At 69.2% G+C, this 13586-nt stretch carries 12 protein-coding genes; 1 reads left to right on the top strand and 11 read right to left on the bottom strand.

What is annotated here, in order from left to right; translation table 11 throughout:
* Window positions 1-211 precede the first annotated feature (211 nt).
* The 8 genes from ACQPZW_RS48110 to ACQPZW_RS48145 form a co-directional block, all read right to left on the bottom strand.
* Window positions 212-2677, bottom strand: coding sequence for a WD40 repeat domain-containing protein (locus ACQPZW_RS48110; RefSeq protein WP_433792645.1), 2466 nt, complete (start codon window positions 2675-2677; stop codon window positions 212-214).
* An 89-nt stretch (window positions 2678-2766) separates the two neighbouring features.
* Entirely contained in the window at window positions 2767-3168 is a 402-nt protein-coding gene (locus ACQPZW_RS48115) for a hypothetical protein (RefSeq protein ID WP_433792646.1), read from the bottom strand.
* A 388-nt stretch (window positions 3169-3556) separates the two neighbouring features.
* Window positions 3557-4339: an alpha/beta fold hydrolase gene (locus ACQPZW_RS48120; RefSeq protein ID WP_433792647.1), complete on the bottom strand. Its 783-nt coding sequence runs from the start codon at window positions 4337-4339 to the stop codon at window positions 3557-3559.
* A gap of 46 nt (window positions 4340-4385) precedes the next feature.
* Window positions 4386-5090 (bottom strand): alpha/beta fold hydrolase, encoded by a 705-nt coding sequence (locus tag ACQPZW_RS48125; protein ID WP_433792648.1) that lies wholly within the window; start codon window positions 5088-5090, stop codon window positions 4386-4388.
* An 11-nt stretch (window positions 5091-5101) separates the two neighbouring features.
* Window positions 5102-6058, bottom strand: a complete 957-nt coding sequence (locus ACQPZW_RS48130) for an alpha/beta hydrolase (RefSeq protein ID WP_433792649.1) — start codon at window positions 6056-6058, stop codon at window positions 5102-5104.
* A gap of 28 nt (window positions 6059-6086) precedes the next feature.
* A complete protein-coding gene (locus ACQPZW_RS48135) occupies window positions 6087-6551 on the bottom strand; it encodes a RidA family protein (RefSeq protein ID WP_433792650.1) in 465 nt (154 codons plus the stop codon).
* 117 nt (window positions 6552-6668) lie between these two features.
* On the bottom strand, window positions 6669-7919 hold the full coding sequence (locus ACQPZW_RS48140; protein WP_433792651.1) for a helix-turn-helix domain-containing protein: 1251 nt from the start codon (window positions 7917-7919) through the stop codon (window positions 6669-6671).
* Window positions 7920-8162: 243 nt separating this feature from the next.
* The gene (locus ACQPZW_RS48145) at window positions 8163-9428 is read right to left on the bottom strand and encodes a serine hydrolase domain-containing protein (RefSeq protein WP_433797866.1); all 1266 of its coding nucleotides are present in this window, start codon (window positions 9426-9428) and stop codon (window positions 8163-8165) included.
* Between the two features lie 127 nt (window positions 9429-9555).
* Here ACQPZW_RS48145 and ACQPZW_RS48150 point away from each other — a divergent pair, with 127 nt between their 5' ends.
* A complete protein-coding gene (locus ACQPZW_RS48150) occupies window positions 9556-10371 on the top strand; it encodes a helix-turn-helix transcriptional regulator (RefSeq protein ID WP_433792652.1) in 816 nt (271 codons plus the stop codon).
* Here the strand turns inward: ACQPZW_RS48150 and ACQPZW_RS48155 are convergent.
* The 3 genes from ACQPZW_RS48155 to ACQPZW_RS48165 all read right to left on the bottom strand — a co-directional run bounded on the left by ACQPZW_RS48155 (window position 10337) and on the right by ACQPZW_RS48165 (window position 13538).
* A complete protein-coding gene (locus tag ACQPZW_RS48155; RefSeq protein ID WP_433792653.1) occupies window positions 10337-11137 on the bottom strand; it encodes an SGNH/GDSL hydrolase family protein in 801 nt (266 codons plus the stop codon). The two genes, ACQPZW_RS48150 and ACQPZW_RS48155, sit on opposite strands and share 35 nt — an antisense overlap.
* Window positions 11138-11853: 716 nt before the next feature.
* Window positions 11854-12321, bottom strand: coding sequence for a hypothetical protein (locus ACQPZW_RS48160; RefSeq protein WP_433792654.1), 468 nt, complete (start codon window positions 12319-12321; stop codon window positions 11854-11856).
* A complete protein-coding gene (locus ACQPZW_RS48165) occupies window positions 12318-13538 on the bottom strand; it encodes an MBL fold metallo-hydrolase (protein WP_433792655.1) in 1221 nt (406 codons plus the stop codon). The genes ACQPZW_RS48160 and ACQPZW_RS48165 overlap by 4 nt, the downstream gene beginning before the upstream one ends.
* Window positions 13539-13586: the final 48 nt, after the last annotated feature.

Consider the following 13586-nt stretch of genomic DNA (forward strand, 5'->3'; position numbering starts at 1 on the left):
TCGGGGCCCGATCACCATCCGCGGAAGTACCCCGAGCTGGCCGTCCACCGAAAACCATCTCATGCCCTACCGACCCCACTCGACCCTGCCGGCGGATGCACCGCTGCTCTAACGATCCGCGGATCTTCACCGTCGAGGCGGCCGTTTCACAGGAGGCCGGGAGGCGGCGGCGCATCGCTGCGCCGCCGCCCCGCTCACAGCCCTGGGGCTGTCAGGTGAAGGTCACGTACACCCAACCGCCGATGGTCGTGGCGTTCACGGTGTCGCCCGAGGACGTCCTCACGTACGACGATCGCATTCGCAGGCGCAGTCCCTTGCCGTGCGGCGGGCCCAGGGTCACCCGCGAGCGACCGTTCGCTGCGAGCGTGAAGTACTCCGAGCCGGCGTTGCGCCACTTGCCGTTCGCGTACACCTGCAGCTCCAACCGCTGGGAGCGACCCTTGTACGCCGTCATCGTGGTGGTGAAGACCGGGTTCTTCGACTTGCGGAAGTAGTGGTACTTCGTCGATCCGATCTTGCCGGTCTTGTAGTGCCCGCCGGCCGTGAGGGACACGTTGACCTTGGAGTAGGCCGTGACCTTCGCGGTCCTCGGAGCCGTACGCGTATCGCCGGCGAAGCGGGCGGTCACCGTGGTGTTCCGGGTCATCCAGACGGTAGCCGACAGCTGGCCCTTGCTGTTGACCTTGCCTTTCGCCACTAGCCTGTTCGGCTTGTCGCCGCCGTACGGGTCGGCCCAGATCTCGACGACCCGGTTCTGGTACGTCTTGCCGAGCTTGGCGGTGAACACGACCTTTTTGTTGTACGTGTGCGTCTTGCCGTTGCCGTCCAGGGTCAGGGTGGTGGCGTCCTTGGCGATGCTGGTGGTGTCGGCAGCGGAGGCGGCGATGTGCTTGGGGTCGCCGGCGTACGACACCTGGTAGGTGACCTTGCCACCGGCGTACGGGATGTCGGTGAACGAGAACCGGTTGTTCGCGCCCAATGCCCTGGTGCCGAGCGGTTTGCCCTTCGGCGTCTCCTCGTCGACGCGGACTACCGTCAACGGGGTGCCGGCCGGCAGCGGGACGCTGGCGGTGAGCGTGCCCGAGACGGTGAGCGACCTCCCCCGCGTGGCGGTGGCCGGAACATCGACAGTCAGGGTCGTGACGGACTTGGCCGGGTCTACCAACGCCTGCAGGATGAACTCCTGCCTGGAGTTCTCCGCCACCGCGAACAGCCGGCTGCCGCCCGATTCCCAGGCGAGCCCCTGCGCGACCAGGTTGTCGGCGCCGGTGACGTTGGGATCCGTGTCCGGCAGATCGATGACCCGGATCGGCGTGGCCGAACCAGCCGGATAGACGTACACCTCAGGCTGGTAGGACAAGTTGCCGTAACCGATGGCCAGCGTCTCGTCTGCAGCCACTGCCAGCGCGTGCGGGCTGCTGACAGGCGGGTAGGAGGTCACCAGCGACATGTCCGAGGTCTTCCAGACCCAGGTGCCCTCGCCGCTGGCGGTGTACAGCAGGCTTCCGTCGGGGGAAAGAGCCAGGTCGTTCAACCACGGCTTGTCGGCACCCACGGCGGTCCGGATCGCGGTGCCGCTCGACACGTCGTACACGGAAGCCTTGCCCGAGCTGGCGGCGGCGAGCAGGTTCGGGGCGCCCACGACCGCGGCCAGGCGCGGTGGCTTCGGCCATCCGGACGCGTCCTGGGCGAGTGTCACCGTGGGCTGGTCCCCGGTGATGTCCACCGAGCCGATGTTGCCGCCGTCGTCGTCGCCGTACCCGAACCAGATCTTGCCCGGAGTGGTTGCCACATGCGTCGGGGTCGTGTCGTCGCCGGTCGGGTAGCGGGCCGCCTCGGTCACGGTGTCGGTGGAGATGGAGACCACGGCGTCAGCGCCGGGCACGGCCGCGTAGAGGTGCGCCGAATCGGCGGCCAGCGCGAGCCCCTGTACGCCCGGCAGGTTACGCCGGACCCCGAGAACCTTGCCGGTGAAGTCCGCCGCGACGATCGTCGAGTTCCGCGCGTCGCTGACGAAGACCCGCTGGTGGACGCCGTCGACGACGAAGTCGGACACCGTCTCCACCGGCAGCCCCGGGCGCGGCAGCGGCTCCGGGTCCGGCGTGGTCGGATCGGTCAGGACGTTCAGGGAGAAGACGTTCTGGGAGTTGCTCGTGACGGCGAACAACCGATCGGTGCCGCCCGGCTCCCAGGCGAGGCCCTCGTTCGCGAGAGTGTCCGCACCGCTGTTGGTGCCGGTGTTGGGAAAGTCGTACCTACGCAGAGCGGTCATCGAGCCCGGCGCGAAGACGTGCACGTCGGGGTCGTACCAGGCGGAACTGCCGGTGGCGACGGTGCCGTCGTCGGCGACCGCCACGGCGTTGGCGGACCATTCGGTGCGATAGGTCCCCGAGGAGGACAACTGCGGGACCTTCCAGACCTCGTGGGACGAGCCGGCCCGCGCTGTGATGAGGCGCTTCCCGTCAGGGGTGAGGGCGAGATCATCGGTACGGCCGTTGCCGGGCGTCTTCACCGCGGTTCGCCGGGCCATGCCGGTGGACACGTCGAAAACAGCGACCCGGCCGGCGGTATCGGAGTACGTGGACTCGCCCGCGGCGAGCACGCCGGGCGCCGCCGGTGTGGCGGCGAGCCTGGGCGCGGCCAGCCACGGCGTGTCCTTGTCCTGCTCGAGTACCACGGTGGAAGCTGCGCCGGCCGGGTCGAGCGAGCCGATGCCGGCCGGCGTGGCGCCGTCCCCGGTTCCCGACCCGTCGTATCCGAACCAGATCAGACCCCCGCGTACGCCAGGAACTTGGGACCGGTGCCCGTTCCGGTGTCGTACCGTGCAGTCTCGGTGAGGGTCTCCGTCGCCAGGGACACGATGGAGTCCGCACCGCGCACCGCGCCGTAAAGGGTCTTCGCATCCGGGGAAAGGCTGATGCCGGCCACCCCGGGCAGACCGCTTCGAGTCGCGATCACCGTTCCGTCATAGCCCGTCGCGACGATCTTGCCGGACTGCGGATCGCTGATGAAAATCTGCTTGTGCACCCCGTCGACGACGACACCACCCACCGATGAGATCGGCAACCTGGTTGCCGGCTGGGCGAAGGCGGGCTGGGCAGAAGCGACCAGGGAGTTACCGGCGATGAGAACCGCGCCGATGGTGACTGCGCCGAGTCTTGTGCGCATGTAGTTATGAACCCCTATGAAAGTGTTGCCCAAGATCTGTATGTCAGCCGACTGAGCATAGGTGCAGCCATTCACCATCGTTAGGCCCCACGGGCTGTTCGTCGGCGCTCCGACTCCGCGGTGAGTCTGACGTCGCGGTCCAGGACGGTGAGCGAGGCGATGGGCAACCCCTGACCTTCTGATCCGTAGACAGCGCCGCAATCAGAAGAGCTCGCGGTGGTCCGGCTCGTGGCGCGAGCACACCAACGACGAGATCGCCGCCTGGGCGTGGCGCAACGACGTCTGTTCCGCGGGCTGAACCGAGTCGGCGGTACGACGAAGGCCGTGACCCCTGGTGTCAGGAGTCACGGCCTCGGTGCAGCTCAGCGTGCAATCGCGGCGCGGACGATCAGGTCCGCGACGGGACGCGGCCGGGACACCCCGATGGCGTGCGACGCCTTGCGGATCTCGACCGTCCCCGGGAGCCGGCTCGCTCGGCCATCCAGCGCTGCGCCTCGACCGGGATGTTGAGGTCGGCGCCGGCGACGAGGAACCAGGAGGGGATCTTCTTCCACGCCGGTTCTCCGGAACCCTCGCTGAGTGCCGCGTCCCGGATCGGCCGCTGTGTGACGGCCATCAGCGAGGCCTGCTGCTTGGGCACGTCGGCGGCGAACTGCTTGCGGAACAGGTCTTGCCGGATGTAGAGGTCGTTGGTGCCGTCACCGAGCGCCACCGGTGCGAGAGTGCCGCCGAGGGTGCTGCCGGGGAACTTGTTGGACAGTTCGAGGGCGCTCTCGCCCTTGTCGGGTGCGAAGGCCGCGATGTAGACGAGCGCCTTGACGTCCGGGTCGCCGGCGGCGGCGTTGGTCATCACAGCACCACCGTAGGAGTGGCCGGCGAGCACGATCGGGCCTTTCACCGAGTCGATGACGGTTCGCACATAGGCGGCGTCGGAGCTGAGGCCCCGCAGCGGGTTCGCGGCGGCGACGACCGGATAACCGCGCTGCTGGAGCCGCTCGATGACGCCCGACCAGCTCGCGGAGTCGGCGAAGGCGCCGTGCACCAGCACGATCGTCGGTTTGGGCTGGACGTGCGCGCCGGCGACGGCGGCGGTGGCGCCGGAGAACGACGCGGTGCCCGTGAGGACGAAGGCGGCGGCGAGAGCCACCACTGTGGAGATGCGGACTCGCATGAATCTCATTCCGATCAGTTACGAAAGATGGGCTGGTGCGGCGACGTCAGGCGATCGCGGCGGCGGCCTGCAGGATGAGTCCGGCGACCGCGGCGGGTTCGGAGGCGGGGATGGCGTGCGAGGCGCCGGGCAGTTCCACGGATTTGCGGGCACCGGCACGCTCGGCCATGAACCGGTGGGCTTCGAGCGGGATGTTGTAGTCCGACTCGGGGTACACGAACCAGGACGGCACGGACTTCCAGGCCGGTTCGCCGGATCCCTCATTGAGTGCCGTGGTGTTCAGCGGGCGCTGGGCGACGGCGTCGAGGGCGGCCTGCTCGGCCGGGACGTCGGCGATGAACTGCTGGTGGTACCTGTCCTGCCGGATGTACAGATCGACGGTGCCGTCCGGGAGCGGCACCTGCGTGAGGGTGTCGCCGAGGGTTCCGCCGGGGAACTTGCCGGACAGTTCGCCGATGCTCTCGCCGGCTTCCGGCGCGAAGGCGGCGACGAACACGAGGGCCTTGACGTGGGCGTGCCCGACGGCGGCGTTCGACATGACCGCACCGCCGTAGGAGTGACCGACGAGCACGACCGGCCCGTCGATGGTGCCGAGGACGCTGGAGACGACGGCGGCGTCACCGGACAGGCTGCGCAACGGGTTCGGTGCGGCGATCACCGGGTAGCCGTCGGTGAGCAGCCGCCGGGTCACGGCGTTCCAGCTGGCGGACTCGGCGAACGCGCCGTGGACGAGGACGATGGTGGGTTTCATGACAGTACCCTTCAGCGGGTCGACAGGACGGTGGACAGGAAATCGGCGGCCTGGCGGATCGCACCTTCGGCCGCATGGGTGCCGCGCAGGGCGTTGAGCATCACGAAGTCGTGGATGACGCCCTGGTAGCGCACGGCGGTGACGGGCACGCCGGCGTGGCGCAGCTTCGCCGCGTACGCCTCGCCCTCATCGCGTAGGACGTCGGCCTCGGCGACGACGATCAGGGCCGGCGGCAGCCCGGTCAGCTGCTCGGCGGTGGCGCGCAGCGGCGAGGCGGTGACCTCGGCCCGCTGGGCGGGGTCGGTGGTGTACTGGTCCCAGAACCACTGCATGGCGTCGCGGCGCAGGAAGTAGCCCTCGGCGTACTGCTCGTACGAACCGGTGTCGAAATTCGCGTCGGTGACCGGGTAGAACAGCACCTGCCCGGCAAGCGACACGTCACCGTGCTGCTTGGCGGTCAGGGTCAGCGCGATGGCCATGTTGCCGCCGACGGAGTCACCGGCGACGGCGATGCGGGCCGGGTCGAGCCCGTGGGTGGCGCCGTGGGCGACGACCCACTGAACGGCGGCGTAGTTCTCCTGGATGGCGGTCGGGTACGCGGCCTCCGGCGAGAGGCTGTAGTTGGGGAACACCACGGCGGCACCGACCCGGACGGCGAGTTCTCGGGCGAGGCGGTCGTGGGTGTGGTCGTTACCGAACACCCATCCCGCGCCGTGGATGTAGAACACGACCGGCAGCGGGCCGGTCACGCCGGTGGGCCGGAAAACGGTCACCGGCACCGCCCCGGTGGGACCACCGGTGATGGTGAGTGTCTCCTTCTCGGTGCCTGGCACATCGACCGTGGGGCTCTGCACCCCGTCGACGGCCTTGCGGCCCTCGCCGGGCGGGATCTGGAAGAGGTACGGCGGGTCGGCGGTCGCCTCGACGAAGGCCTGCGCGGCCGGTTCCAGTACGGGCTTGTTGTTCATGGTGATGCTCCGGTTCGTTGCGGTGTGGTCAGAGGGCGGCGATCTCTACCTGCAGTTCCACCTCGACCGGGCTGTCCAGCGGCAGGACCGCCAGGCCCACGGCGGAGCGGGCATGGATGCCGGCCGGGCCGAACACGTCGTGCAGGAAGGTGGAGGCGCCGTTGAGGACCTGGGCCTGTCCGGTGAAGGACGGCAGCGAGGCGACGAAGCCCGTCACCTTGATCACGCGGATCACCGCGTCGATGCCGACGAGGGCGTCCACCGCCGCGAGGGCGTTCAGTGCGGCGGTACGTGCCAGGTCGGCTGCCTGGGCGACGTCGACGGTGTCGCCGACCTTGCCGGTGACCGGCAGGGTCCCGCCGACGAAGGGCAGCTGGCCGGAGGTGTAGACGTACATGCCGGAACGGATCGCCGGTGTGTAACCGCCGACCGGCGTGGCGACATGCGGCAGTGTGATGCCGAGCTCAGTGAGCCGGTCGTTCCAGGTCCCCATGGTGTGCGCCTCTCGTGTCGCGGGCGGGCCGCTCTGCTGCGCCCGTAGTTGATCTCACCCGGGCAGAGCGCCGGGGAACACGCAGGACCGCACGCAGAAGCACTTCTTCATGTGCGGTCAACGCGGCTCGGCGGCCTCTTCCCCGGCGAGCCGTTCGCGGGCGAACAGCCGGATCAGGTTGTGGAAGCGGTACCGGCCGTCCACGTGGGCCTGCAGGAGGCTCAATTCGACGAGTTCGTCGAGGGCGTCCTCGATGCTCGCCGGGTCCGCCGGGTCCAGGGCCACCGCACACCGCGCGTCGAAGTCCGCGCCGGGCGCCAGTGACAAGCGGTGGAACAGCCGCCGAGCCTGCGGGGACAGCTGGGTGTACGAGAGGCTGAAGGCAGCGGCGATCCGCAGGTCCCCGGCGATGAGCTGGTCGAGGCGACGGTGTTCGTCGGACAGCCGGTCGGCCAGATGCCGCACCGTCCATTGCGGCCGGCTCATCAGCCGGTTGCCGGCGATGCGCAGTGCCAGCGGCAGCCGGCCGCACAGCTCGGCCACCTCGCCGATCGCCTCGGGTTCCCGGTCGCCGATGATGCGCCGCAGCAGTGTCGCCGCGTCCCCGGCCGGCATCTGGGTGAGGTTGAGCCGGTGGACGCCTTCGAGGCCGGCGAGCAGCCGGCGGCTGGTGATGACCGTCAGAGACGGTCCGGGGCCAGGGAGCAGAGGCCGGACCTGTGACTCGTCCGCGACGTTGTCGAGCACCATCAGGACCCGCCGGTGCTGCAGCAGTTCCCGGTACATACCGGCCCGGTCCGTCTCCTCCACCGGGATCTCGTCGTCGCGGAGGCCGAACGCACTGAGTAGACGGGCGAGTGTCTCCGCGGCACCTGCCGGGCGGGAGTCCATTCCGCGGAGGTCGACGAAGAGGGTCCCGCCGGTGAAGTCCGTTCCGATCAGGTGGGCCGCCTGGACCGCCAGGGTGGTCTTACCGGCCCCGGCTGTTCCGGACACCGTCATCACCGGCGCGAGCGCCGGAGCCGGCTGGGCCGAGGAGGCCATCCGGCTCAGCTGCGCCAGCTCCCGGGCACGGCCGGTGAAATCAGGTACCGGGCGCGGCAAAGCGCAGCAGCCGGCCGGCACGGCGGCCGTGACCTTCGGGCGGCCCGCCCGGGCTGCGGCGAGGAAGGCGGGCTGATCGACCTCGGGTAATGCCAGCGCCTCGGCGAGGGCCTGGACCGTACGCCGTTGCGGCGCGACGCTGCGCTCGCGTTCCATGTCGCTGATCGCGCGGGCGCTGACGCCCGACCGCTCCGCCAACTGCTCCATCGTCAGCCCTGCCGTGTGCCGGTGCTCTCGCAACTGGCGGCCGAACGTGTCACTCATCGATCAGGCCGGCCGTTCGTCGCCGGGCAGGCTCACACACGTCGCATCCTCTCGTCCCCGTACCGTCGAACGCTGGCATGGGGTGCGGCCTCCTACCAGGGACGGACAGTCCCTGGTAGTCGCGCCGGCTGGCATACAATCGGGGCAACGGTCGCCAATGTCCTCTTCGGGTTCATCACGCTGGCATGCGCCGCCGGGTTGGTGACCGACCACTACCGGCACCGAGGCCGGTGAAACGAGCACTCAGCGCACGGTGCGCGCCCGAGCCCTCGCGGTATCGGGGCGCTGCGGCATCTCGCCGAGCACCCTGACGAACAGCGCCTCGCGCAACGCCACTTCGCGCGGGTCGTCCCACAGGTGAAAACCGAGCCGATTCATGGCGTACGCGAACCCGATGCCCGTGTCCGGATCGGCGAACCCGAATGATCCGCCCAGTCCCATCGTGCCGAACGCCGTACCGGAGGCCGAGCCGAAACGGAACGCGGGGAAGGGCTTGATGTATCCCAACGAGTACTGGGTGGGCAGCCGCAACACCTGATCAGCGCAACCGTACGTCGGAGTTTCGGCCGGGCTCTTCAGCGCGTCCAGTGTCGACGCGGTGAGCCCGAGTCCGGTGCCACCGGCTGCGGCGTCGCCGTACAACCGCGCGATCGACCGCACCTGGCCGATGCCGTTGACGGCCGGGATCTCGGCGGCCTGCACGTCCGGCCGGTTGATGTTCTCGGGGACGCCGAGCACCCGCGGGTTCTGGAAGGCCCGGGCGGTCAGGCTCCGGGGATTCGCGAAAGCCCACGCGAAAGCCGGTGGCATCGCGGTTATGTGCAGCATCATCTCCCAGGTGCGGAAGCCGTGGATCCGGACGATGCGGCGGCGGTCGGTGTTCTCCGGCAGGCCGATATGGAAGTCCAGGTCGAGGGGCACGGCCACCTCCTCGGCGAAGAACCGGCCCAGGTGGCGGCCCTGCGGGTCGACCCGGCTGACGAGCTCGCTCTCGTACCAGCCGAGCGTCTGGCCGTGATAGCCGTGCCGCTCCCCCGGAGTCCAGGCCGGCCGCTGCTCCGCCAGCGCCGCGGCCAGGACCGCCGAGCCGAACAGATCCGGTAGATCGAGCGGCCGGTCGATCACGGGCAGACCGGCCTGGTGGGACAGCAGCTGACGCACCGTGACATCGGCCTTTCCCGCGGCGGCGAACTCGGGCCAGTAAGTGGCCACCCGCTCGTCGTAGTCCAGCAGACCGCGTGCGTGCAGCACCGCGACCGCCATCGACGCCACGCCCTTGCTGGTCGAGAAGACCGGCACCATCGTGTCGTGCTGCCACGGCTCGTACGTCATGCCGTCGCGGTAGCCGCCCCACAGGTCGACCACCTTCCGGCCGTCGCGATACACCGCGCACGCGGCGCCGATCTCCCGCCCCTGCTCGAAGTTGCGCCGGAAGGCATCGGCCACCGGGCCGTAGCCCTCCTCCACATCACCGTGCACCATGGCTGGCGGCACGTGAACCTTGAGCACCAACGTGATCTCTCCTCATCCGTAGGACACCGAACCGTGACACGGGGGGCAGGGCCGTACCAGGGATGGGCAGTCCCTGGCATGCGGGCACAACGGGAGGTCAGAGGCCACGTCGTAAGGTGAATAGGTGAATCGCGAAGAGCTGGCAGACTTTCTGCGACAGCGCCGGGCCGCCCTCATTCCTGTTCACCGCACGGCCCGCCGAACCCGCGGTCTCCGGCGTGAGGAGGTCGCCGAGCGTGCCTACATCTCGATCGACTACTACACCCGGCTCGAGCAACGGCGCGGCCCGCGACCGTCACCCGAGGTGGCCTCTGCGCTCTCCCAGGCGCTGGACCTGACCGTCGACGAGCGCGACCACCTGTTCCACCTGATCGGCCACAACCCACCCCAGCGGACCACGGACCTCGACCGGGTCGATCCGGGGCTGCGCCGGGTGCTGCACGCGCTCGACGGAAACCCGGCAATGATCATGTCGAACCTGGCCCACACCCTGATGCAGAACCCGCTGGCCCTGGAACTGTTCGGCGACCAGACGCATTACACAGGCCTGGAGCGAAGCGGCTACTTCCGGTGGTTCATGAGTCCGCAGGAACGCAGCATCTATCCCGCGGACATCTACGCCGCCCAGAGCGCGACCTACGCCGCCGCGGTCCGCGCCGCGGCGGACCAGGAACCTGATCCCGCCGAAGCCGAACGCATGATCGCGACGCTGTTGGTCGAAAGCGCCGAGTTCCGAGAGCTCTGGGACAACCACGAGGTACGGCTCTGCCGTCAGGAGACCACATCGCTGCTGCACCCGACGGTCGGCCGGGTCGACCTCGACTGTGAGGTCATCTTCAGCCCCGACCGTCTGCAGCGCATGCTCGTTTTCACCGCCCGCAATGGCAAGGACCTGCGCAACCTGGTCATCTCCGGACGGCCGGGCACCCTCGTGGGATGACACCTTCGGCACGTAGCGCGGCCAGCAACGGTGGCAGAAAGACGGCTGCCGTCCGGGCGTACCCCTCGGAAGACGGGTGAAAGCGGTCGTCGCCGAACATCCGTACCGGATCGGCCTCGAAGTAGGGGTTGAGCAGCGCTGCCAGGGCGATCGGATGACCACCAGCCGCCCGCACCTCGGCCGTCTGCGCGGCGGCCAGCAACCGGCTGCGCAAAGACGCCAGCCAGCGCAACGGCGGCCGCAACGGCGGCAGGACCCGAAGGTCCGGACAGGTCCCGACAAAGACCGGGCAGCCGGCGGCCCGCAGTTTCCCGACCGCGGCGCCGAGCTGTCGTGCCGCCGCCCGGAGCGGCGCGAACCGGGTGACATCGTTGCCCCCGACGAAGATGACCGCGAGATCTGGCTCATGGAGGAGCGCGGCACGCACCTGATGAGACAGATCCGAGGACATGGCACCGACGAAAGCCGGCTGATGTAGCCGTACCGGCCGGCCGGCACTGCGGGCGAGAGCGGTGCCCAGCAGAACACCCAACGTCTCCCGACGTCTGCCGGCTCCGTAGCCGGCGGCGAAGGAGTCACCGAGAACCGTCATGGTCAGCGGCGGCCCAGGAAACCGCGCGCCGATCAGGCCTTCTGCCCGTGGCGGCGGTTGCATCGCGACAGGAACGATGCGTTGCACGGTGCGGGCCTGTCCGACGATGACCACGACCGTGCCGACCAGCGCGGCCACCACCGCACCGAACACCGCGCTCAGAAATACGGTCACCAGCAAGAATCCGGATCCCTCGCCACGTCCGAGATCTCACGTCGGCTGCCGGGCCGGGGCTTCCCCTCACCGTGCGGTCGCAGCACCCTGGGGGCCCGACGTCGCATGCGTTTCTCCATTCGACTTCCGTTGCGAAGGCCAGCCTCTGGCCGCTTCCGTTGCGCAGGCCAGCCTCTGGCCGCGGATGTCGAACAATCACATATGGAGTGATACCGAACCAGGGACCGTCAATCCCTGGCAGACGGGACGTCTTGGCGTACCGAGTGTGGAAGATTCAGCCCTGACTGGAACGGCGAAGCCGATGCGTTGCGACCTCGGTGGTCGCGGTTCCTCCTCCCGCCGTAAGCGGCAGGGTCGCCGACAACTCGGGCGGGTGCGCCCCGGACGTCCATCCTCCTGTCAACGATTTCGTCGAGGGTGTCGTGCCCGAGGCCGTTCGCGGCCTGGACGGCGATGCCGAGCCCCATCGTCATGACGTAGCGGGCGAGGCGTCCCGCCGACAAGCACGTCGTGCGCGGGCCGGCTCTGCTCGCTCAATGCTCGACCCGGCCAGCACCGGCCAACGCCGCTGGATCACCCGCTGGAAACCCACCCTCAACGCCTTCGACTCAGTTACACCGTTTTCCTCTCGACACTCTCCTCCCCGGGTCCGCGGCAACCTCCGTCCCTCCACCACAGCCCACCACTGACAGCCACGGACGGAAGGCATCTGATCCTTAGGCGTCGCCGCACGGAGGCACGTCGTGTGCGTCTGCCCAGGGCGTGTCATCGGCCACGCGATCATGGCTTCCAGGTTCCGTCCGGCGGACGGCTCCCATGGCGGCCGAGGGATAGGGCTGTCCCAGGTAGGCGGTCAGCAGGATCATCAGCTGGACGAGACCGTTCTCGTCGACCCCGTTGCGCCGGGCGAGGTCGAGGTAGACGTCCAGGCGCTCGTCGATCACGTGCGAGGCGACCAGCGCGGCGATCACGGCGATGCCGCGGTCGCGGCCGGTGAGGGAATCCCCGTTCCATCCGGGGCCTCCGGCTGCTTCGTAGGCCTCAGCGACATAGACCTCCCCGGCACGTTCGGCCATGAGCCGCTCGGCGGTGTTCTCGTCGACGCCGAAGTTTCGTGCGTAGACGGCTCGGCCGGCGCGTGCACGGGTGGAGGCGCTCGTCGCTCGCGGCACTGGGGTGTTCATGCCTCGTCCTTCCGTGCGGCGAGTACCGGGATGCCCTCGTAACCGCGGGCGTCGTGGGCCGGGACGACCTGGTAGCGGTCGGCGATCGCGAGGATCCGGACCAGGTCGTCGCGGACTTGGCCGGCGTCGCTGTCGGCGAGGCGCTGCATGAGCAGGGGCCGTTCGACACGCGAGACGATTCCGTCGAGCTGCCAGGTCAGGTCGCCGATGAAGGCGTACCGGCGGCTGTCGGGTGTCGCGACGAAGACGACGACCGAGCCGGTGGTATGCCCGGCGGCGGGGACGATCACGACGGAGCCGTCGCCGTAGAAGTCGTGGCTGGCCGGGAAGCCGAGGTAGGCAGGGCCGTCGAACCGGTAGGTCCGCAGTTCGTGGTGCTCGGCGACGGTCATGAAGACGCGGTCGTCCTTCGCGGCGCGGGCGTACGCCAGTTCGTCGGCGTTGATCCACACCGGCACGTCGAGTGAGTCGAGTCCGCTGACGTGGTCCCAGTGCGTGTGGGTGACGAGGACACCCCGGAGGCGGGACCGGTCGTACCCGTGGACGTCGAGCTGGGCGCTCGCGGTGGGGTTCAGCGTGTGCGCGGACCGGCGGAAGGACGGCAGTGACGCGATGTGGGCCTCGGCGTCCCTGCCGAAACCGGCGTCGATGAGCAGGTCCCCCTGCGGGTGCTCGATCAGGACGGCGGTGGAGGCGAAGTCACGCCGGTCCCGGATCGAGCCGCCGCGGACTGCGAACGCGGCGGGTGTGGCGTACGTCCCGGTGGGAAGTTGGGTGATCCTCATCCCGGCCGGCGGCCGGGCGAGCGGGAGGGGCCCGGCAAACGGCTTCGGCGCGGGCAACCGCCGGACGATCGGTGCGCGACGGAGCCGGCCCCAGGCGATGAACGCGGCGATCGCGGCCAGCACGATGTTCGGCACGATCTCCGAAGCTTCGCCCCGGAGCAGGTGGAACACCGCGGCACCGGCCATCAGGGCGCCGACGCCCATGGCGGCCATCCAGGTCAGCCACGGGAACACCCTGGTCAGCGCCGGCAGGAGCAGCCCGAGGCCACCGAGGGCGTCCAATGTCGACGTCACCACGAACAGCGTCGGATGATCCACCGACCAGGGAAACGTCTCCATGGCCTGACCGGCGGGAAGCGTGAGTTTGAAGACGCCGGCGATGGCCAGTGCGGCGCCGAGCACCCATTGGCCGATCCAGAGGGCGAGATTCATGATGGTCGTCCTTCGAACAGGTCCGATCGAGCACTATTGCTCACTCGG

This window comes from Actinoplanes sp. CA-252034 (assembly GCF_050956125.1).
Lineage (GTDB): Bacteria > Actinomycetota > Actinomycetes > Mycobacteriales > Micromonosporaceae > Actinoplanes.

Bases quoted from the DNA above. Each gene is read 5' to 3' on its own strand.
- ACQPZW_RS48115 (WP_433792646.1), bottom strand. From the start codon at position 3,168: ATGCGCACAAGACTCGGCGCAGTCACCATCGGCGCGGTTCTCATCGCC.
- ACQPZW_RS48120 (WP_433792647.1), bottom strand. From the start codon at position 4,339: ATGCGAGTCCGCATCTCCACAGTGGTGGCTCTCGCCGCCGCCTTCGTC.
- ACQPZW_RS48125 (WP_433792648.1), bottom strand. From the start codon at position 5,090: ATGAAACCCACCATCGTCCTCGTCCACGGCGCGTTCGCCGAGTCCGCC.
- ACQPZW_RS48130 (WP_433792649.1), bottom strand. From the start codon at position 6,058: ATGAACAACAAGCCCGTACTGGAACCGGCCGCGCAGGCCTTCGTCGAG.
- ACQPZW_RS48135 (WP_433792650.1), bottom strand. From the start codon at position 6,551: ATGGGGACCTGGAACGACCGGCTCACTGAGCTCGGCATCACACTGCCG.
- ACQPZW_RS48140 (WP_433792651.1), bottom strand. From the start codon at position 7,919: ATGAGTGACACGTTCGGCCGCCAGTTGCGAGAGCACCGGCACACGGCA.
- ACQPZW_RS48160 (WP_433792654.1), bottom strand. From the start codon at position 12,321: ATGAACACCCCAGTGCCGCGAGCGACGAGCGCCTCCACCCGTGCACGC.
- ACQPZW_RS48165 (WP_433792655.1), bottom strand. From the start codon at position 13,538: ATGAATCTCGCCCTCTGGATCGGCCAATGGGTGCTCGGCGCCGCACTG.